Origin of the sequence: Gemmobacter aquaticus, from assembly GCF_007859075.1 — a bacterium.
In the GTDB taxonomy this organism is placed as follows: domain Bacteria; phylum Pseudomonadota; class Alphaproteobacteria; order Rhodobacterales; family Rhodobacteraceae; genus Gemmobacter; species Gemmobacter aquaticus.
On the sequence record NZ_VOAK01000023.1, the window covers coordinates 40,745 to 59,402 of the forward strand.

The 18,658-nt window shown below is 64.4% G+C and carries 20 protein-coding genes; 18 read left to right on the forward strand and 2 right to left on the reverse strand.

The features are described from left to right. Positions 1 to 9: 9 nt before the first annotated feature. The 9 genes from FQU74_RS14685 (at position 10) to FQU74_RS14725 (ending at position 7,574) form a co-directional block, all read left to right on the forward strand. The gene (locus FQU74_RS14685; RefSeq protein WP_146287238.1) at positions 10 to 1,140 is read left to right on the forward strand and encodes an S-(hydroxymethyl)glutathione dehydrogenase/class III alcohol dehydrogenase; all 1,131 of its coding nucleotides are present in this window, start codon (positions 10 to 12) and stop codon (positions 1,138 to 1,140) included. 111 nt (positions 1,141 to 1,251) lie between these two features. After that, complete coding sequence (locus tag FQU74_RS14690; protein WP_146287239.1) at positions 1,252 to 1,722, forward strand: aminoacyl-tRNA deacylase; 471 nt, start codon at positions 1,252 to 1,254, stop codon at positions 1,720 to 1,722. A gap of 75 nt (positions 1,723 to 1,797) precedes the next feature. Beyond that, positions 1,798 to 2,553, forward strand: coding sequence for an NYN domain-containing protein (locus FQU74_RS14695; RefSeq protein WP_146287240.1), 756 nt, complete (start codon positions 1,798 to 1,800; stop codon positions 2,551 to 2,553). 66 nt (positions 2,554 to 2,619) lie between these two features. Next, entirely contained in the window at positions 2,620 to 3,597 is a 978-nt protein-coding gene (gene mbfA / locus FQU74_RS14700) for an iron exporter MbfA (protein ID WP_146287241.1), read from the forward strand. Between the two features lie 118 nt (positions 3,598 to 3,715). Further along, positions 3,716 to 4,642: an AEC family transporter gene (locus FQU74_RS14705; RefSeq protein ID WP_146287242.1), complete on the forward strand. Its 927-nt coding sequence runs from the start codon at positions 3,716 to 3,718 to the stop codon at positions 4,640 to 4,642. Positions 4,643 to 4,651: 9 nt separating this feature from the next. Then, positions 4,652 to 5,482: an S-formylglutathione hydrolase gene (gene fghA / locus FQU74_RS14710; protein WP_146287243.1), complete on the forward strand. Its 831-nt coding sequence runs from the start codon at positions 4,652 to 4,654 to the stop codon at positions 5,480 to 5,482. Continuing rightward, positions 5,475 to 5,936 carry a YaiI/YqxD family protein gene (locus FQU74_RS14715; protein WP_146287244.1) on the forward strand — a complete coding sequence of 154 codons (462 nt, stop codon included), beginning with the start codon at positions 5,475 to 5,477 and terminating at the stop codon, positions 5,934 to 5,936. Before fghA ends, FQU74_RS14715 begins: the two co-directional genes overlap by 8 nt. A gap of 79 nt (positions 5,937 to 6,015) precedes the next feature. Next, positions 6,016 to 6,954 (forward strand): DMT family transporter, encoded by a 939-nt coding sequence (locus tag FQU74_RS14720; protein ID WP_308423078.1) that lies wholly within the window; start codon positions 6,016 to 6,018, stop codon positions 6,952 to 6,954. Further along, a complete protein-coding gene (locus tag FQU74_RS14725) occupies positions 6,951 to 7,574 on the forward strand; it encodes an HAD family hydrolase (protein ID WP_146287245.1) in 624 nt (207 codons plus the stop codon). Before FQU74_RS14720 ends, FQU74_RS14725 begins: the two co-directional genes overlap by 4 nt. A 270-nt stretch (positions 7,575 to 7,844) precedes the next feature. Here FQU74_RS14725 and FQU74_RS14730 read toward each other — a convergent pair whose 3' ends face one another. Together FQU74_RS14730 and rnr are read right to left on the reverse strand one after the other, a co-directional pair. Further along, positions 7,845 to 9,107 carry a lytic murein transglycosylase gene (locus tag FQU74_RS14730; protein ID WP_146287246.1) on the reverse strand — a complete coding sequence of 421 codons (1,263 nt, stop codon included), beginning with the start codon at positions 9,105 to 9,107 and terminating at the stop codon, positions 7,845 to 7,847. A gap of 140 nt (positions 9,108 to 9,247) precedes the next feature. Beyond that, complete coding sequence (rnr, locus tag FQU74_RS14735) at positions 9,248 to 11,485, reverse strand: ribonuclease R (RefSeq protein WP_146287247.1); 2,238 nt, start codon at positions 11,483 to 11,485, stop codon at positions 9,248 to 9,250. A 307-nt stretch (positions 11,486 to 11,792) separates the two neighbouring features. Here rnr and FQU74_RS14740 point away from each other — a divergent pair, with 307 nt between their 5' ends. The 9 genes from FQU74_RS14740 to FQU74_RS14780 all read left to right on the forward strand — a co-directional run bounded on the left by FQU74_RS14740 (position 11,793) and on the right by FQU74_RS14780 (position 18,653). Continuing rightward, complete coding sequence (locus FQU74_RS14740; RefSeq protein WP_146287432.1) at positions 11,793 to 12,281, forward strand: DUF721 domain-containing protein; 489 nt, start codon at positions 11,793 to 11,795, stop codon at positions 12,279 to 12,281. Positions 12,282 to 12,300: 19 nt separating this feature from the next. Next, positions 12,301 to 12,939, forward strand: coding sequence for a DsbA family protein (locus FQU74_RS14745; protein WP_146287433.1), 639 nt, complete (start codon positions 12,301 to 12,303; stop codon positions 12,937 to 12,939). A 1-nt stretch (position 12,940) separates the two neighbouring features. Next, the gene (locus FQU74_RS14750; RefSeq protein WP_146287248.1) at positions 12,941 to 14,074 is read left to right on the forward strand and encodes a CaiB/BaiF CoA transferase family protein; all 1,134 of its coding nucleotides are present in this window, start codon (positions 12,941 to 12,943) and stop codon (positions 14,072 to 14,074) included. Between the two features lie 90 nt (positions 14,075 to 14,164). Further along, positions 14,165 to 14,410: a DUF4170 domain-containing protein gene (locus FQU74_RS14755; RefSeq protein ID WP_146287249.1), complete on the forward strand. Its 246-nt coding sequence runs from the start codon at positions 14,165 to 14,167 to the stop codon at positions 14,408 to 14,410. 28 nt (positions 14,411 to 14,438) lie between these two features. Further along, positions 14,439 to 15,629 (forward strand): 3-deoxy-D-manno-octulosonic acid transferase, encoded by a 1,191-nt coding sequence (locus FQU74_RS14760; RefSeq protein WP_146287250.1) that lies wholly within the window; start codon positions 14,439 to 14,441, stop codon positions 15,627 to 15,629. Then, on the forward strand, positions 15,629 to 16,594 hold the full coding sequence (gene lpxK, locus FQU74_RS14765; RefSeq protein ID WP_146287251.1) for a tetraacyldisaccharide 4'-kinase: 966 nt from the start codon (positions 15,629 to 15,631) through the stop codon (positions 16,592 to 16,594). The genes FQU74_RS14760 and lpxK overlap by 1 nt, the downstream gene beginning before the upstream one ends. A gap of 77 nt (positions 16,595 to 16,671) precedes the next feature. After that, positions 16,672 to 17,010 (forward strand): hypothetical protein, encoded by a 339-nt coding sequence (locus FQU74_RS14770; RefSeq protein WP_146287252.1) that lies wholly within the window; start codon positions 16,672 to 16,674, stop codon positions 17,008 to 17,010. 69 nt (positions 17,011 to 17,079) lie between these two features. After that, complete coding sequence (gene dapE, locus FQU74_RS14775) at positions 17,080 to 18,228, forward strand: succinyl-diaminopimelate desuccinylase (RefSeq protein WP_146287253.1); 1,149 nt, start codon at positions 17,080 to 17,082, stop codon at positions 18,226 to 18,228. Next, positions 18,225 to 18,653, forward strand: coding sequence for a GNAT family N-acetyltransferase (locus FQU74_RS14780; protein ID WP_146287254.1), 429 nt, complete (start codon positions 18,225 to 18,227; stop codon positions 18,651 to 18,653). The genes dapE and FQU74_RS14780 overlap by 4 nt, the downstream gene beginning before the upstream one ends. The last annotated feature ends 5 nt before the right edge of the window (positions 18,654 to 18,658 follow it).

The window sequence follows — 18,658 nt, forward strand, 5'->3', positions numbered from 1 at the left end:
GAGGTACCCATGCGCACACGCGCCGCCGTCGCCGTTGCCCCAGGCAAGCCATTGGAGATCATGGAGGTGAACCTCGAAGGCCCGAAATGGGGTGAGGTTCTGGTCGAGATCAAGGCCACGGGGATCTGCCACACCGACGAATTCACCCTGTCGGGGGCCGATCCCGAGGGGCTGTTCCCGGCGATTCTGGGCCATGAGGGTGCAGGCGTCGTCATCGAATGTGGCCCCGGCGTCACCACACTGAAACCGGGCGACCATGTCATTCCGCTTTACACCCCGGAATGTCGCCAATGCCCGTCCTGCCTTAGCCAGAAGACCAACCTCTGCACCGCCATCCGCGCGACGCAGGGTCAGGGCCTGCTGCCGGATGGCACCACGCGCTTCTCGATGCTGGATGGCACGCCGATCCATCACTACATGGGTTGCTCGACCTTTGCCCAGCACACCGTGGTGCCCGAGATCGCGCTGGCCAAGGTGCGCGAGGATGCCCCCTTCGACAAGATCTGCTACATCGGCTGCGGCGTGACCACCGGCATCGGTGCAGTGATCAACACGGCCAAGGTCGAGATCGGCGCAAAGGCTGTGGTCTTTGGTCTGGGCGGCATCGGCCTGAACGTCATTCAGGGCCTGAAGATGGCGGGCGCCGACATGATCATCGGGGTCGATCTGAACAACGACAAGAAGCAATGGGGCGAGAAGTTCGGGATGACCCACTTCATCAACCCGAAAGAGATCGAGGGATCGGTGGTGCAGGCCATCGTGAACCTGACCAAGACCGAGGCCGACCAGATCGGCGGGGCGGATTACTCGTTCGACTGCACCGGTAACGTCAAGGTCATGCGCGACGCGCTGGAATGCACGCACCGGGGCTGGGGTCAGTCGATCATCATCGGCGTGGCCCCGGCTGGCGCCGAAATCCAGACACGCCCCTTCCAGCTGGTGACGGGCCGGGTCTGGAAAGGTACCGCCTTTGGCGGCGCGCGCGGCCGCACGGACGTGCCGAAGATCGTCGACTGGTACATGGACGGCAAGATCGAGATCGACAGCATGATCACGCATATCCTGCCGCTGGAGCGCATTAACGAAGGCTTCGATCTGATGCACGCCGGCAAATCCATCCGCGCGGTCGTGGTTTACTGAGAGCTGGCACCGGGGGCGCTTCGCCCCCCGGACCCCCAGAGGATTTTTTTCAAAGGAAAGAGGGCCTGGCCGCCCGCAGGTGGCCCGGCCCCGGCAAAGTAACGACCCATTATGGCCTCGACCCCCGGACTGAAACATCTTGCCGCGCTGAAGATCGTGTTCGCGCTGCATCCCTATGACTATGATCCGTCCGCCGATGCCATCGGGCTCGCGGCGGCAAAGGCTCTGGGAATCCTGCCAGCATCCATGCTGAAAACCCTGATGGTCGAGGTCGATGGAAAGCCCGGCTGCTGCGTGCTGCCGTCCGATCGCCAACTCTCCATGAAGAAGGTGGCCGCTGCCTTTGGCGGCAAGCAGGCCGAGATGATGCTGCCTGCAAAGGCCGAGCGGCTGACCGGATACCGTGTGGGCGGCATTTCTCCCTTTGGGCAGAAGAGGGCCAGCCCGACCGTGATCGAAGTGCAGGCCTGTGGGCTGGACCGGGTCTGGATCAATGCGGGCCAGCGCGGGCTGCTGGTTTCGATGACCCCGGCCGATGCTTTGCGGGCGTCAGACGCCAAGGCCGCCGAGCTGATCGCCTGACCGCGCGGACGGAAAGAGCTTTCCCTTGTGTCAGGAAGCTGTGACAATGCAGCCAAGAACAACAAGAGGACAGCCATGCCCGAAGCCCGCGCCCCCCGCCTATGTGTGCTGATCGACGCCGACAACGTGCCATCCGGCTATGCCGAGGCGATCTTTGAAGAGATCGCGGGGCTGGGCGAGGCCAGCGTGCGGCGCATCTATGGTGACTGGTCTGCGCAGCGTCTTGGGGGCTGGGCCAAGAAGGTTGCAGCACTTGGCATGGTTGCCGACCAACAGTTTTCCAATACCAAGGGCAAGAATGCCTCCGACATCGGTCTGGTGATCGCGGCGATGGACTTTCTGCATTCCGGGCTGTTCGACGGCTTCGTGCTGGTCAGTTCCGACAGCGATTTTACCCGCCTTGCCGCGCGCATCCGCGAACAGGGGCTCGATGTCTATGGCATCGGCGAGAAGAAGACGCCGGAGGCCTTCCGCATGGCCTGCAAACGCTTCATCTATGTCGAGAACCTGTCGGCGGATGAGCCGGAAGAGGTGGTGGCACAACCCGCCCGTGCGGGGCAGTTGGCAGAGCCAAAGCCCATGACGCGGCGCGAGAAAGAGCCACCACAAAAGGCGATCCCGCTGATTGTTGCGGCAATGCGGGCCATCGATCCGGATGGCGAATGGTATTCTCTAGGCCAGATCGGCCAGTACATCACGCAGGCGAACCCGGACTTCGATACCCGCACCTATGGCAGCGCCAAGCTTTCGGACCTGGTGCGCAAGATCTCCAGCCGATTCGAGGTCAAGCCCGGCCCCGGCGGGCAGTTGCTGGCGCGCGATCTGTCCTGACCTTCGGAACAGCTTGCCAATACGCGGCAGTCGCCTATATTAGAATTATTCTAATTTGGTGAAGCCATGCTTTCTGCCCTGTCGCATCGTCGCAAGTTCGCGGACCTGTCCGAGCAAGAGATCCTTGCCCTCGCCATCGCGTCCGAGGAAGACGACGCCAGTATCTATCGCACCTATGCGCAGCGCCTGCGCGCCGACTATCCAGCCACCGCCGCTGTCTTTGACGGCATGGCGCTGGAAGAGGACAGCCACCGCCAGAGCCTGATCGCGCTGCACCGCGCGCGGTTTGGCGAGGTGATCCCGCTGATCCGGCGCGAGCATGTCGCGGGCTTTCAGGCACGCCGCCCGGTCTGGCTGATGCCGGACCTGAGCCTTTCGGCCATCCGGGCCGAGGCCGCCGCAATGGAAGCGCAGGCGGGTGCCTTCTATCTGAAGGCGGCGCAGGCCACGCAGGATGCCGCCACGCGCAAACTTCTGGGCGATCTGGCTGCAGCCGAGGCGGGTCATGAACAAGCTGCCGAGCGGCTTGAGCAGGTTCATCTCGATGCCGACAGCCGCAGCGCCGAGGATGCGGCGGCGCATCGGCAGTTCGTGCTGACATGGGTGCAGCCGGGGCTTGCGGGCTTGATGGATGGCTCTGTCTCGACGCTGGCGCCGATCTTTGCCACCGCCTTTGCGACGCAGGACACCTGGACCACCTTTCTGGTGGGCCTTGCAGCATCTGTCGGCGCGGGCATCTCCATGGGCTTTACCGAGGCTGCGCATGACGATGGCGTACTGTCGGGTCGGGGCTCTCCGGTCAAACGCGGCTTCGCATCCGGCGTGATGACGACACTCGGCGGCCTGGGTCACGCCCTCCCCTACCTCATCGCCGATTTCTGGACGGCCACGGCTATCGCGGTGATCGTGGTGTTCGTCGAACTTTGGGCGATTGTCTGGATCCAGAACCGCTACATGCAGACCCCCTTCTTCCGCGCGGTCTTTCAGGTGGTTCTGGGCGGTGCGCTGGTCTTTGCGGCAGGCGTGCTGATCGGCGGCGGTTAGATTCCCCTCGCCCGCAGCAGTTGCGCCACGGCGGGCCGCCCATAGGGCCGCCGGGGCATCGCATAGGGTTGCATCCGCCTTTGCGACGTGAAAGCCTGCGGACGACCACGGGGTGCGCATGATCTCTATCCTTCTGAAAACGCTTCCCTTCTTTGCGCTGATCGGGGTCGGCTATCTGGCAGGTCGCAGCCGGATGTTTCCGCAAGAGGGCGTGGCCTGGCTTACGAAGTTCGTTTTCTACTTCGCGCTCTCGGCGATGCTGTTCCGGTTTGCCGCGAACCTGAGCCTGGCCGACATCTTCGATCCGACCTTCGTCATGGCCTATCTTTCGGCCTCGTTGGTTCTCTACCTTCTGGTGCTGGGCGTCGCCACGATCCGCGGGCGTGGCATCGAGGAGGCCGCGATGGAGGCGCAATGCGCGCAGTCCGGCAATACCGGTTTTCTCGGTGTGCCCATGCTGGTCGTCCTGCTCGGGCCAGCGGCGGCGGGGCCGGTCCTGATGGTGCTGACCGTGGATATGGTGGTGTTTTCATCGCTGTTCACCTTGATCATCACCGGCGCACGTGGCGGCGCACTTGGGCGGCATGCGCTGAGATCCTTGGCGATTGGCTGGCTGAAGAATCCGATGGTCGTGTCGATCGTGCTGGGCCTGATCTGGTCGGCCTGGGCCTTGCCGGTGCCGGGGCCGGTGAACGAGTTCCTCTCGCTTTTGGGGGGCGCGGCAACGCCGGGTGCGCTTTTTGCCATTGGCGCCTCGCTCGCCGGGCGGGGGGCCGAGCGGTTGGGCGTGGCAAGCTGGCTGTCTTTCGCCAAGTTGATCCTGCATCCCCTGCTGGTCGCGATTGCGGCACTCTGGCTCTTTCCGGTGGAGCGCGAGGCCGCAGGCGTAATGATCGCTGCGGCAAGCCTTCCGGTTGCCGGCAATGTCTATATTCTGGCCCAGCATTACGGCGTGGCCCCGCAGCGGGTCTCTACAGCCATCCTGATTTCGACGGCCGCCAGCATCGTGACCGTCACCACCGTCATCGCCTGGATCAAGGGCTGAGGAGGACTGATGAAGACACTATCCGAGAACCGCTGCCACGGGGGCGTTCAGGGCGTTTACGCGCATGCCTCGCAGGTCTGCGGCTGCGACATGACCTTTGGCCTGTTCCTGCCCGAAGAGGCCGAGCGTGGTCCGGTTCCGCTGATCTGGTATCTTTCCGGGCTGACCTGCACGCATGAAAACGCAATGGTGAAGGCAGGCGCGCAGAAATGGGCGGCAGAGGCCGGCGTTGCGCTGGTGTTTCCCGATACCTCTCCGCGTGGCGCCCATATCGCCAACGACGACGCCTATGATCTGGGTCAGGGCGCGGGCTTTTACGTCAACGCGACCGAGGCACCCTGGGCGCCGCATTTCCGCATGTGGGACTATGTGACCGATGAGTTGCCCCGGCTTTTGTTCAACGCCTTCCCGCTTGCCGAGGAGCGGCAGTCGATCATGGGGCATTCGATGGGGGGCCATGGCGCGCTGACCATCGGAATGAGCTTTCCGGGGCGCTTCCGTTCGGTTTCGGCTTTTGCACCGATCGCCAACCCCATCGCAAGCGATTGGGGCCGCAAGCAGTTCACCGCCTATCTGGGCGCAGACGAGGCGAAATGGGCGGCCTATGACGCCACACTGCTGATGCGCAAGCGCGGCTTTGACGGGCCGATCCTGATCGATCAGGGCGCAAGCGACCAGTTCATCGAACTACTACGCCCCGAGGCACTGGCCGAGGCGATGGCCGCCCGACGTCAGGGCGGAATCCTGCGGATGCAGAAGGGCTATGACCACAGCTACTTCTTCGTCTCGACCTTTATCGAAGATCACATCGGCTTTCACGTCGCGGCGCTCTATGACTGATCGCCGTCCGGTCATCTATGTCGATGCCGACGCCTGCCCGGTAAAGGCCGAGGCGGAAACCGTGGCAACGCGGCACCGGATCGAGATGGTGCTGGTCTCGAACGGTGGCATCCGCCCTTCGGCCAACCCGCTGGTGCGCAGCGTGTTTGTCGCCGAAGGGCCGGATGAGGCCGACAAGTGGATCGCGGCCAATGCGGGGCCGAGGGATGTTGTCATCACCTCGGACATCCCGCTCGCGGCGCGCTGTGTCGCCGCCGGCGCCCGCGTGGTCAAACCCAACGGCGAAGCGTTGACGACCGCCAATATCGGCATGGTTCTGGCTACCCGAGACCTGATGCAGGACCTGCGCAGCGCCGATCCGTTCCGGCAGGGCGGCGGCAAGCCGTTCTCGCGCGCGGATCGCTCGCGCTTTCTCGACGCGTTGGATCGCGCGATACGGCAAGCCGGATCATAGCAGAAAGACGACATTTTGTGTCGCTGCCCCGTGTCGCGGCCAAGACAGACGCGGCACGGTCCGCGCGGTATCACACGGCATGATGATCGATACCGCCCCCCGCCTTGCCACCTTGGGCATTCTGGCCGCTGTCTGTGGCGCCGCCGTGCTTTCGGTGAACGACGTCGCGATCAAGTCGCTGTCGGACACCTATGCGCTCCACCAGATCATTCTGACCCGCTCGATCATCAGCCTGCTTTTCCTGTTGGTTTTCATGGGCATGGCTGGCGGCTACAGCCAATTGCGCACAAGCCGCCCGCGCGGGCATCTTCTGCGCGTAAGCCTCGTCATGGTGTCGAACATCACCTACTTCCTTGGCCTTGCAGCCCTTCCGCTCGCCGATGCCGTTGCAATCGCCTTCATCAGCCCCCTCGTCGTCACGCTGCTTTCCGTTCTCGTTCTGGGCGAGACCGTCGGCCCGCGCCGATGGACCGCTGTGGGGCTCGGGCTTCTGGGCGTTGTCGTGATGCTGCGCCCCGGCGCCGGCGCGTTTCAACCGGCTGCCATCCTCGTGCTGATCTCGGCCGTAACCTATGCCTCGACCAATATGATGACGCGCCATATGCGCGCGACGGAAAGTGCAGCCACACTGAACCTCTATGTGCAGATCGGCTTCATCCTGATCAGCACGGCGATGGGGCTTGTTGTCGGGGACGGGCATCTTGCGGGGTCAGAAAACCCCTCGCTCGCCTTTCTCTTCCGCGCGTGGATCTGGCCTGCACCACAGGATTGGCCCGCGTTTCTGGCGACAGGCCTCTCGGTCGCGATCGGCGGACTTCTGGTCAGTCAGGCCTACCGCATGTGCGAGGCAGCGGTCATCGCGCCCTTTGAATACGCCGCCATGCCCATGGCGATCCTGTGGGGTGTCCTCGTTTTCGGCCAGTGGCCGGATGCAACCGCATGGTTGGGGATTGCCTTGATCTGCGGTGCCGGGCTCTATGTGCTCTGGCGCGAGGGCGCGACAAGGAGACGGGAATGACGGTCAAGGCGGTGATCTTCGACATCGGCAATGTGCTGATCGAGTGGAACCCGGAACGATTTTACGATTGGCAGATCGGCCGGGCCGAGCGCGAGGCGCTGTTCGCCGAAGTTGACCTACACGCAATGAACGAAGAGATCGACGCGGGCGGACCGTTCCGTGAAACGATCTACGCCTGGGCCGACCGCCACCCCGAATGGCAGTCCGAGATCCGGATGTGGTTCGACAACTGGATCGACATGGCCTCGCCCGCCATTGACGGATCAATCTCGCTGATGCGGGCCTTGCGCGCGCGTGGCATGCCCGTCCATGCGCTGACCAACTTTGGCATCCACAGCTTCGCCTTTGCGCAGACCCAATATGACTTCCTGTCCGAGTTTGACCGGGCTTTCGTCTCGGGTCACATGGGGGTCACCAAGCCCGACCCGCGAATCTATGAACTGGTCGAGCAAGAAACGGGATTGGCCCCGCATGAGTTGCTGTTCACCGATGACCGTCAGGACAATATCGTGGCCGCAGAGGAGCGCGGCTGGCGCTGCCACCGTTTTGACGGCTGGCAGGGCTGGGCGCGGCGGCTGGTCAGCGAGGGGCTGCTGACCGAGACAGAGGCTGGCCTCTGATCTACCCCGCCCCGGGGGCTTTGCGCCCCCGGACCCCCGCAGGATATTTGGAAAAGGAAAGCAGGCCAAGGACGAGTTGCCCGGCGTGGCATCCCACACCGGGCCCCTTTCCTTTGCGGTCATCGGCGTCCCCGCCTGTACCGCCCTTTGAGACTACGCCGGAGGGGTTAATAAAACGTCAAGGCGCCCTTTCCTTTCTCAAATATCCTGCGGGGGGAAGGGCAGCGCGCAGCGATGACCGCGGGGGGCGCAAAGCCCCCCGTCCGACGATCAGGACCGCCGCAACAGGTCGAGCAACTCACGGTCCGGGTAGCCATCGGGGACCAGCCCGCGCGACGACTGGAAGGCCTTGATCGCAGCATAGGTCTTGGGGCCGACATTACCGTCCGTGCCGCCGGTATCATAGCCTGCGGCCGTCAGGCGCTCTTGCAACTCCATCCGCTCGGACAGCCGGAGCGTCGCATCCCCCGCGGGCCACGGGGTCTTGAGGGGACCGCCCCCTTTAAGCCGGTCTGACAGGTGACCGACGCCGATCACATAGGAATCGGCCTGATTGTAGCGCTCAATGGCGTGGAAGTTGCGATAGATCAGGAAGGCCGCACCCTTGACGCCTGCAGGCAGCAGAAGTGCCGCCTGCCCGTCGGGGATCGCACCACCATCGGCCCGGCGCAGTCCCATCGCCCGCCAGTCGGCGCCCGAACGCTTGGCATTTTTGCCCGACACGGCCGCATTGAACCCGGCGGGCAAGGTCACCTCCATGCCCCAGGGCTGGCCCTGCTGCCAGCCCGACCGTGCCAGATAGGCGGCCGTCGAGGCGAGCGCGTCGGTCGGATCATCCGACCAGATGTCGCGGCGGCCATCGCCGGTGAAATCAACCGCAAAAGCAAGGTACGAAGTCGGAATGAACTGCGTATGCCCCATCGCCCCGGCCCAACTCCCGATCATGTGCCGGGAATCCGTGTCGCCCGCCTGCAGGATCTTCAGCGCGCCCAGAAGCTGGCCCTGAAAGAACTCGGCCCGGCGCCCGTCGTAGGACAGGGTCGCCAGCGCCTCGATCAGCGGCAGATCGCCCCGCTTTTCACCGTAAGAGCTTTCCATACCCCAAACCGCGACGACGACTTCCTTGTCAACGCCGTAGGTGGCCTCGATCTGGTTCAGCACGCCGTCGTAGCGGGCGAGCATGGCCCGGCCATTGGCCACGCGCTTGTCGGAAACGGCGGTCTCCAGATACTCCCACAGCGACTTGGTGAACTCGGCCTGATTCATCGACCGTTCGATCACGACGGGATTGTAGACCACGTCGCTGAAGGCCGCGTCATAGGTGGTAGCCGAGACGCCAGAAGACAGGGCGCGCGGGCGGAAGGATTCGACCCAGGCGTTCAGGCCCGCCACCTTGGCCGGGTCTGGATTCTGGTCACGGCCATATTTGATCACGGTCGGGCTGCTCCCGGTCTGTCCTGCGCCACCACCGCCGACGCAGGCGGACAGGACGGCGGCAATCGCGATTGCGGCAAAGGTTCTGGAAATATGCATGATTTGCCCTTGGCGGGTTGGTTTTGTCTGCTCGGATACAACTCTAACCCGAAGCTACCCGCTGGGGGAAGCACCGATGCCGCGATTGCACGCGGCGTCGGCAGGGTGGCGCCCGTCTAACGGCGTATGCGCCTGCCTATCTAGCGCCGTTTGCGCACGATCGTGCGCCGCGCCGTGGGGCGTCCGCTGCGCATCGGGCCACCGCGACCGCGTTTGGTGGGCTTGCGGGCAGGCAGGGCCCCGCCCTCGATCTCCAAGAGTTCCAGAAGCAATCCGCCGGTGACCGGTACGGCCTCGGCCAGCCGCACCGTGACGCGCGCGCCGGGGCCGATCGTCAGGCCGGTGTCAGCACCGGTCAGCGTCTGGCTGTCGGAATCAAAGTAGAAGAACTCGCGCCCCACCTCGCGGATCGGCACAAGACCGTCGGCGCCGGTTTCATCAAGCTTCACGAAGAGACCGAACTTCTGCACGCCCGAAACGCGCCCGGTAAAGGTCTGGCCGATCCGGTCGGACAGATAGGCCGCCAGATAGCGGTCGATGGTGTCACGCTCGGCCGCCATGGAGCGGCGCTCGGCCTCGGAGATCAGCTTGGCGGTTTCCTCGAGGTTCTCGATATCCCAACGCGACAGGCCATCGTCGCCCCAGCGATGCGCAGCGATCAGGGCGCGATGCACGATCAGGTCGGAATAGCGCCGGATGGGCGAGGTGAAATGCGCGTAGTTGCGAAGGGCCAGCCCGAAGTGACCAAAGTTTTGTGGGCTGTAATAGGCCTGCGTCATAGAGCGCAGCGTGGTGATGTTGATCAGTTCGTCCTGATCGGTGCCCTCGGCCTGTTGCAACAGCCGGTTGAGGTGCGCGGTCTTGAGCACCTGCCCCTTGGCCAATGTGAACCCCGAGGCCTCGGCCACCTCGCGCAGCGCATCCAGCTTTTCGGGGCTCGGCTCTTCATGTACGCGGAACAAGAGCGGCGACTTGAGGCGGATCAGCTCTTCCGCCGCGCAGACATTGGCAAGGATCATCGCCTCTTCGATCAGCTTGTGCGCATCAAAGCGCTCGCGGAAGGCGACAGAGGTCACCTTGCCTTCTTCCGACAGGATGATCTTGCGTTCGGGCAGATCCAGATCCAGCGGCTGGCGCACGGCGCGGGCGCTTTTCAGCGCAGCATAGGCGGCGTAAAGCGGCCGGATCACCGGATCGAGCAGCGGCTCCAACTTCGGCTCGACGGCGCCGTCGATGGCGGCCTGCACCTGTCCGTAATGCAAAGACCCGCGCGAACGCATGAGGCCACGGGTGAAGCGATGCGACAGTTTGTGCCCCTGCGCGTCGATGCGGATCTCGACCGCCATGCAGGGCCGGTCCACCCCTTCGTGCAGCGAGCACAGATCGCCCGACAGGACATCTGGCAGCATCGGCACGACCCGGTCGGGGAAATAGGTCGAGTTGCCACGCCGGCGCGCCTCGCGGTCCAGCTCGGCGCCGGGGCGGACATAATGGGCCACATCGGCAATGGCGACCCAGAGGAGGAAGCCGCCGGGATTGCCGGGGGTTTCATCCGCGATCGCCAGAACGGCGTCATCGCGGTCGCGGGCATCGATCGGATCGATGGTAACAAGCGGCAGGTGGCGCAGATCCTCGCGCGCATCAAGATGAGCGGGTTCGGCCCGGTCCGCCTCGGCAAGAACGGCTTCCGGGAACTGATCAGGGATCCCGTGCTGATGAATGGCGATCAGGCTGACGGCCTTGGGGCCGGAAGGGTCACCCAGCCGTGCGATCACCCGCGCGGTGGGCAGCCCCATGCGCTTTGGCCCGGCCTGCTCGGCCTCGACCAGTTCACCATCGGCGGCCTCCATGGTAAGACCGGTGGGCACACGCCATTCCTTGTCGGCCCCCTTATCGATGGGAACGATCCGCCCGCCTTCATGCGTGCTGCGGAAAACGCCCAGAATGCGCAAAGCCGAGGTGCCCAGCTTGCGGATGAGCCGGCCCTGATAGGCGAAATCCTCGCCCTCGACCTTGTCCAGCCGCGCAAGAACCTTGTCGCCTGACCCTAACGCCGGATCACCCGCGCGGGTGATCAGATGGATACGCGGGGCATCGCCGCTGTCCCATTCCTGCGGTACGGCGAAGAGATCGCCCGAGGCATCGGGCGGCAGGATCCGCAGGATCGACACAGGCGGCAGCGACCCGCTTTCGCGGAACTGGCGCTTGCGGCGCGCAACGCCGCCTTCCTGCTCCAATTCCTTGAGCAGGCGCTTCAACTCGATCCGCGCGGCGCCACCCTTGATGCCAAAGGCCTTGGCGATGTCGCGTTTGGAGGCAAGCGTCGGATTGTCGGCGATCCATTGAAGGATCTGTTCTTTGCTGGGCAACTGGTCCATTCCCTTTGCCTATCACGCGGCGAATTGGACGTCACCCCACCGCGTCGATACCTGCCCGACCGCGCAACGGGGGGCTGTCTGCCCCCCGCGCCCTGCGGGCTTCCCCCCGAGGATACTTGCGAAAAGAAGACAAGGGCGCAGAGCCTTGGGGCACAGTGTCACGCATTCTTTATGGACACTTGAATCCGCACCACTGGAACGACCGCGGCCCCTCATGTAGGTTGGCCGCAATGGAGGCGGCATGAACGACAAGGGCGAGGGCCACGACCCAACTGAACGCACCGCCGCCCCGGCCAAGGGGCGCAGGATGCGCGGCTTTGAGGCAACCTCGGGCCTGTTGCGTGATCGCATCCGGCAGGCGGGTGAAAGCCGCGGCTTCGCGGTGACCCGGCTTCTGACCCACTGGGCCGAGGTGGCGGGCGAGGATCTGGCCCGCGTGACCCGACCGGTCAAGGTTGGGTTTGCCAAAGGGTCATTCGGCGCCACGCTGACCCTGCTGGTCAAACCCACCGACGCGCCGCTTGTGCAGATGCAACTGCCGCGTATCCGTGACCGGGTGAATGCCTGTTACGGCTATGCCGCAATCGGCAGGGTGGTGCTGACGCAGACGGCGGCCACTGGCTTTGCAGACGGACAGGCGCAGTTTGAACACGCCCCCGCCACAGCCGCTGCCAAGCCGCCCGCCCCAGAGATGCTTGCCCGCGCCCGCGATACCGCCGACGGGGTTCAGGACGAGGGCCTGCGCAAGGCGCTTGAAACCCTGGCACAGAACATCTTAACTCGCCGAAGCAGTTGAAAGGCAGAATATGATCAAAATGAATCGCCGCGACGTGTTCGCGCTGGCTGCAAGTGCCGCGCTGGCCGCAGGCTTCGGGCTGCCGGCCCTTGCACAGGACGCCGCCACCCCGACTCCGACGGCCGAGGCACCGCCTGTACCGGATATGGTTCTGGGTAGCCCGGACGCGAAGGTGACGCTGACTGAATATGCCTCATACACCTGCCCCCATTGCGCCAACTTTCACGAGCAGGTCTTCAAGCCGCTGAAGGCCGAATACATCGACACCGGCAAGGTGAAATTCATCTATCGCGAGGTCTATTTCGACCGCTATGGACTGTGGGCTGCGATGCTTGCCCGCTGCAGCGGCGAGATGCGTTATTTCGGGATCAACGGCGTGCTGTTCGAAAAGCAGCAGGAATGGGCGGCCTCGAACGATCCGGCCACGGTGATCGCGAATCTCAAGACCATCGGCAAGGCGGCGGGCATGAACGACGAACAACTCGACGCCTGTTTCAATGACCAGAAACTGGCCGAAGCCATGGTCAAGCGGTTTGAGGAAACCATGGCCGAGGACGGGGTCGAGGCCACGCCCACGCTGTTCATCAATGGCACCAAGCATTCAAACATGTCCTACACCGATCTGAAGGCGCTGATCGACGCGGAGCTTGCCAAGTAACATGACCGCCCCACTGCACGGGATCCGCGTGATCGAACTTGCCCGGATTCTGGCCGGACCATGGGCCGGCCAGACACTGGCCGACCTTGGCGCCGATGTGATCAAGGTTGAAGCCCCCGAAGGCGACGATACCCGTCGTTGGGGGCCGCCCTTCATCGACAATGGTGGCGAACAGAGTGCCGCCTATTTCCACGCGACGAACCGCGGGAAACGCGGCATCACCTGCGACTTCCGCACCAAGGAGGGCCAGGAAACGGTACGCCGCCTTGTCGCCGATGCCGATGTGGTGATCGAAAACTTCAAGCTGGGGGGCCTTGCGAAATACGGGCTGGACTACGAAAGCCTGCGCAAGGTCAATCCGCGGCTGGTCTATTGCTCGATCACCGGCTTCGGGCAGACCGGGCCTTATGCCCACCGCGCGGGCTATGACTTCATCATCCAGGGCATGGCCGGGCTGATGAGCGTGACCGGCGAACCCGAAGGCCAGCCGCAAAAGGCGGGCGTTGCTGTCACCGATGTCTTTACGGGCATCTACGCAGCCACCGCCATTCTGGCCGCCCTTGTTCAGCGTGGTCGGACGGGAGAGGGCCAGCACATCGACATGGCGCTGATGGATGTGGCGACGGCGATCATGGCCAACCAGTCGCTGAACTATCTGGCCACCGGCGTTGCACCACAAAAGATGGGGAACGCGCATCCGAACCTTGCGCCTTATGCCGTCTTCGATTGCGCCGATGGCTGGATCATCCTCGCCACTGGTAATGACGGGCAGTACCGCAAGCTGTGCGGCATCCTTGGCCTGCCGGAACTGGCCGAGGCGCCTGACTTCCTGACCAACGCCGACCGCGTGACCAACCGCGCCGAATTGACACGTCTGCTGACCAATGCGACGAAAACCTTCAGCAAGGCCGAGTTGCTCGCCGCCTGCGAGGCCGAGGGCGTACCCGCCGGGCCGATCAACAATATGGCCGAGGTCTTTGCCGATCCGCAGATCGTGGCACGGGGCATGCAGATCGCGCCTGAGGGCATACCCGGCGTGCGATCCCCTTTCGTCTTCTCGGGGGCCGAGCTGGCGCTGGATCGCCCCTCGCCGCGCCTAGGCCAGCATCAGGCCGAGATTCTGGGCGAAGACTGACAACCCGACCCGATTTTCTCTTGCGTCGTCGCCGCTTTAACTTTGCGCGGGCATCCGCTAGGTTGCCCATGCAAGTCTACGGAGGCCCATATGGCGCAGCGTCTGCATCTCGTATTTGGCGGCGAATTGGTCAGCCCATCGAAGAACGTGTTCAAGGATGTGTCAAATCTCCACATCGTCGGCATGTTCCCTGACTATCAAAGCGCGTTTTTGGCATGGAAGGCCGAGGCGCAGCGCACAGTCGATGACGCGCATATGCGCTATTACATCGCCCACATCCACCGTCTGCGTGACGAAGGTCAGGCCGCATCGCCCACCGAGGAGCTGGGCGCCTGATCGCATCCGTGCGCCCGCGCCTGAAACCATGGCCCCTTTTGGACTGTCGCTTTACCGACTGCTCGCCCGTGGGCGAACGGCAGCCCGTACCGAGCGCGCCGAGCGCCCGGCGGGTCGGCTGATCTGGCTGCATGCAGGTGACGATGAGGTTGCGGGCAGCCTTGCCGAACTGGGCCGACGCATCGTCGAGGAGGACGGTCACCCCGTCTTGTTGACTGCGTCAACGCTGCCACAATCGGCACCCGAAGGGGTGATCCTGCAGCCGGCGGAAGCAGATACCCCCGCCACCGTCACAGCACAACTCGACCATTGGCTGCCCGATGCGATCATCCATGCGGGATCGGAAGTGCGCCCCGCACTGATCCATACCGCAGCCGAACGCAGCATACCGCAGGCGATGATCGAAGCGCGCGCGCCTCGGCTGCCTTCGGATCGCGATGGATGGTGGTATCCGGGGCTGATGAAGGCCTCGCTCTCGCGCATGCAGGAAATTCTGGCTGTGGACGAGCCTGCCGCACGCGCATTGCGCAAGGTGGGTGTCGGAACCACCCTCTCGATCACCGGACGGCTGGAGCAACCCTCGGCGGTTCTGCCGGCAAATGCGGCCGAGCATGAGGCTCTGGCCCGCCTGATGAACACGCGCCCGGTCTGGCTCGCCGCAGGCGTGCCGCAGGCCGAAGAGGCGGCGGTGATCGAGGCGCATCGTGCCGGTTTGCGTCATGCGCACCGGCTGCTTCTGATCCTCGTGCCAGAGATGCCGGCGCGGATCGACGGATTGCTTCCCGAACTGGAACAACGTGAGGGCTGGCAGGTCGCAAGCCGCCTCATGGATCAGGATCCGACACCCGAAACTGAAGTCTATCTGGCCGACAGTGCCGAGTTGGGCCTGTGGTACCGGCTGGCACCGATCACCTTTCTTGGCGGTTCTCTGGCAGGTTCAGGTTGCATTCGAAATCCGATGGAGGCGGCAGCCCTTGGATCCTCGTTGATCCACGGGCCCCGCCCCGGCACTCATGGCGCGCTTCTGGGTCGGCTTGGCGCGGCGCGTGCGGCGCGCTCGGTCGCCTCTGGCGCGGATCTGGCGGATGCGTTGTCGGACCTGCTGTCACCCGACCGCGCCGCGCGACTTGCGGCGGCGGCATGGGCTGTGACCTCGGAAGGAGTGGAGGTGACGGAGCGCGCGCACCTTTTGCTGCGCCAGATGCTGGGAGAGGCCTGATGCGCGCACCCGGATTCTGGTATGCCCCCCGCCCTACCCTGCTGGCCCGGCTTCTGGCGCCACTGGGATGGCTTTACGCAGGCGCAACCGCACGGCGCGTGGCAAAATCGGGCTACCCGGCCCGCGTGCCTGTGATCTGTGTCGGCAACCTGACGGTCGGCGGCACTGGCAAAACCCCCACCGCCATCGCACTGATCGAACGCCTGCCCGGCGTCCATGTCGTCACCCGGGGCCATGGCGGCAAGCTGGAGGGCCCCGTCCGGGTGCAGCTTGACCATCCCGCATCCGATGTAGGGGACGAGCCGCTGTTGCTTGCGGCTTTCGCGCCAACCTGGGTTGCAAAGGACCGCGCGGCAGGCGTCCGGGCGGCAGAAGAGGCCGGCGCGCGCGTCATTCTGCTGGATGATGGCTTCCAGAACCCCCAGGTGACCAAGGATCTGTCGATCATCGTCGTCGATGCCGCGCGCGGCTTTGGCAACGGCCTCTGCCTGCCGGCAGGACCCTTGCGAGAACCCGTGGCTGTTGGCCTGAAACGCGCGGGCGTGGTGCTCGCGATCGGGTCCGCGGCCGAGCAGGAGCACTTCGCCGCGCGCTTTACATCGCCCCTTCCGGTCGTGCGCGGCCATCTGGAGCCGGTTGAGACCGGGCTTGATTGGCACGACATGCGCGTTCTGGCCTTTGCCGGGATCGGGCACCCTGAGCGTTTCTTCGCTACCCTGCGCGGCCTTGGCGCCAATGTGGTCCGGGCCGAGCCGCTGGATGACCATCAACCGTTGCAACCTGCCCTGCTGGCCCGCCTTGAGGCCGAGGCCTTTGCGCTGGATGCCCAGTTGGTCACCACCGAGAAGGATGCGGCCCGCCTGCCCCCTTCCTTCCGCCCGCGCGTTCTGTCGTTGCCCGTGCGCCTTCAGGTGGCCGACTGGAGCCCGATCGACGACCGGCTGCGTGCCATTGGCGCGATCTGAGCCGCAACTCCCCTGATCCCGCTTGCCGCGTCGGGGGTGATCCGTCATAGCTGGACCCCGTCAGAATGAGGGGCACCATGACCACTGAGAAGGACATCAAGACCAAACGTCCGCAGCAGGTTTACACGCTGGTGGTCGAGGTTGGCCGCAAGGACGGCGATGGCCTGCCCGACAAGGCGACCGGCGCCGCGCTGATGATCTATGCCAGCGGCGTGGACGAGGCCGAAGCCGTGCGCGAGACCGTGGCGATCCTCAAGCAGGCCGATCTCGCGCCGCTCGATGTCTCGGGCTATGGCTCGCTGGAAGAGCGCGAGGCGGCCGGCGATGAGATCGACAGCGACGAACGCGCCCTGATGCAGCGTGCGCTGGACGAAAACTCGGTCGTCGTGGCGCAGATGACGCCCTTCTACGACTGATCCTGTCGCAGCCCGGCTTGCGGGACAGGGCGGTGAAGATTATCCCTTGCCGCCAGCAAGGAGAGCCCGATGTCCAAACCTGTCGATCCCGTTCAGCTGAGCGCCGACCTGATCCGCTGCAATTCCGTCACCCCGGCCGAGGGCGGCGCCCTGGTGTTGCTGGAAGGTCTGCTGACCGATGCGGGCTTTGAATGCACGCGTGTTGATCGGGAAGGCATCCCCAACCTCTTTGCCCGCTGGGGCGCGAAGGGGGCAAACCGCAGCTTTGGCTTCAACGGGCATACCGATGTGGTTCCGGTGGGCGATGCCGATGCCTGGACCCATGATCCCTTCGGCGGCGAGATCAAGGATGGCGTCCTCTGGGGTCGCGGTGCCACCGACATGAAGACGGGCGTGGCCGCATTTGCCGCCGCTGCGGTGGACTTCGTGCGCCAGACCCCGCCGGATGGCGCCGTGATCCTCGCGATCACTGGTGACGAGGAAGGCGACGCCGAGCATGGCACGACTGCCCTTCTCGACTGGATGGCCGCCAATAACGAGCGGATGACCCATTGCCTTGTGGGCGAACCCACCTGCCCCAACGTGATGGGAGAGATGATGAAGATTGGCCGGCGTGGCAGCATGACCTGCTGGTTCACGGCGACCGGGGTTCAGGGCCACAGCGCCTATCCGCATCGCGCAAAGAACCCGCTCAGCGCGCTTGTGCGCCTGCTGTCGCGGCTCGAGGCGCAACCTCTGGATGCAGGAACCGAACATTTTGATGCCTCAACGCTGGCAATTACCACCGTGGATTGTGGAAATCCTGCAACCAACGTAATTCCGGCCCGTGGCCATGCCACGGTGAACATCCGCTTCAACGACGGCCATTCCGGCGCCAGCCTGACGGAATGGCTCGCCAGTCATGCCCGCGCGGTCGAGGCCGAGACCGGCGTGCAGATCGCCATGCGCGTGCAGATTTCCGGCGAAAGCTTCCTGACGCCGCCCGGTGAATTTTCGGACCTAATCGCCCGCGCAGTCGAGGCCGAGACCGGCCGCGTGCCCGAGCTTTCGACCTCGGGCGGCACCTCGGATGCGCGCTTCATCAAGAACCACTGCCCGGTGGTGGAGTTCGGGTTGGTCGGCAAGACCATGCATCAGGTCGACGAGCGGATCGAGATCGAGCAGATCGAGCAGTTGAAGGCCATCTACACGCGCATCCTCACGGACTATTTCGCATGAGCTGGATCATTGCGCCCACGACCGACATCGACGCCTGCCGCGCGCTGCGCCGCATAGTCTTTATAGAAGAGCAGTCGGTTCCCGAGGATCTGGAGATTGATGATCTCGACGGCATCGCCGTGCACCTGCTGGCGCAGGTCGAAGGGCGCCCGGTCGGCACTGCCCGCCTGCTCCGCAAGGGCACGACCGGCAAGATCGGGCGGGTCTGCGTCCTTCCCGAAGCGCGTGGAACCGGCCTCGGCGCGGCGCTGATCCGCGCGTCGATCGACCACTTTGCCGCCGATCCTGCGATGACCGAGGTGTATCTCAGCGCGCAGGTTCCGGTGCTGGGGTTCTACGAAAAGCTGGGCTTTACCGCGTATGGCCCGGAGTATGACGATGCAGGCATCCCTCACCGCGACATGGCGTTGCCGCTGGCCCGCTGATCCGC

Coding starts and splice junctions, on each gene's coding strand:
- FQU74_RS14690 (WP_146287239.1), top strand. CDS start 1,252: ATGGCCTCGACCCCCGGACTGAAACATCTTGCCGCGCTGAAGATCGTG.
- FQU74_RS14780 (WP_146287254.1), top strand. CDS start 18,225: ATGAGCTGGATCATTGCGCCCACGACCGACATCGACGCCTGCCGCGCG.
- FQU74_RS14725 (WP_146287245.1), top strand. CDS start 6,951: ATGACGGTCAAGGCGGTGATCTTCGACATCGGCAATGTGCTGATCGAG.
- FQU74_RS14715 (WP_146287244.1), top strand. CDS start 5,475: ATGACTGATCGCCGTCCGGTCATCTATGTCGATGCCGACGCCTGCCCG.
- FQU74_RS14745 (WP_146287433.1), top strand. CDS start 12,301: ATGAATCGCCGCGACGTGTTCGCGCTGGCTGCAAGTGCCGCGCTGGCC.
- FQU74_RS14755 (WP_146287249.1), top strand. CDS start 14,165: ATGGCGCAGCGTCTGCATCTCGTATTTGGCGGCGAATTGGTCAGCCCA.
- FQU74_RS14760 (WP_146287250.1), top strand. CDS start 14,439: ATGGCCCCTTTTGGACTGTCGCTTTACCGACTGCTCGCCCGTGGGCGA.
- mbfA (WP_146287241.1), top strand. CDS start 2,620: ATGCTTTCTGCCCTGTCGCATCGTCGCAAGTTCGCGGACCTGTCCGAG.
- FQU74_RS14730 (WP_146287246.1), bottom strand. CDS start 9,107: ATGCATATTTCCAGAACCTTTGCCGCAATCGCGATTGCCGCCGTCCTG.
- FQU74_RS14750 (WP_146287248.1), top strand. CDS start 12,941: ATGACCGCCCCACTGCACGGGATCCGCGTGATCGAACTTGCCCGGATT.
- FQU74_RS14720 (WP_308423078.1), top strand. CDS start 6,016: ATGATGATCGATACCGCCCCCCGCCTTGCCACCTTGGGCATTCTGGCC.
- FQU74_RS14695 (WP_146287240.1), top strand. CDS start 1,798: ATGCCCGAAGCCCGCGCCCCCCGCCTATGTGTGCTGATCGACGCCGAC.
- dapE (WP_146287253.1), top strand. CDS start 17,080: ATGTCCAAACCTGTCGATCCCGTTCAGCTGAGCGCCGACCTGATCCGC.
- FQU74_RS14705 (WP_146287242.1), top strand. CDS start 3,716: ATGATCTCTATCCTTCTGAAAACGCTTCCCTTCTTTGCGCTGATCGGG.
- fghA (WP_146287243.1), top strand. CDS start 4,652: ATGAAGACACTATCCGAGAACCGCTGCCACGGGGGCGTTCAGGGCGTT.
- FQU74_RS14770 (WP_146287252.1), top strand. CDS start 16,672: ATGACCACTGAGAAGGACATCAAGACCAAACGTCCGCAGCAGGTTTAC.
- lpxK (WP_146287251.1), top strand. CDS start 15,629: ATGCGCGCACCCGGATTCTGGTATGCCCCCCGCCCTACCCTGCTGGCC.
- FQU74_RS14740 (WP_146287432.1), top strand. CDS start 11,793: ATGCGCGGCTTTGAGGCAACCTCGGGCCTGTTGCGTGATCGCATCCGG.
- rnr (WP_146287247.1), bottom strand. CDS start 11,485: ATGGACCAGTTGCCCAGCAAAGAACAGATCCTTCAATGGATCGCCGAC.
- FQU74_RS14685 (WP_146287238.1), top strand. CDS start 10: ATGCGCACACGCGCCGCCGTCGCCGTTGCCCCAGGCAAGCCATTGGAG.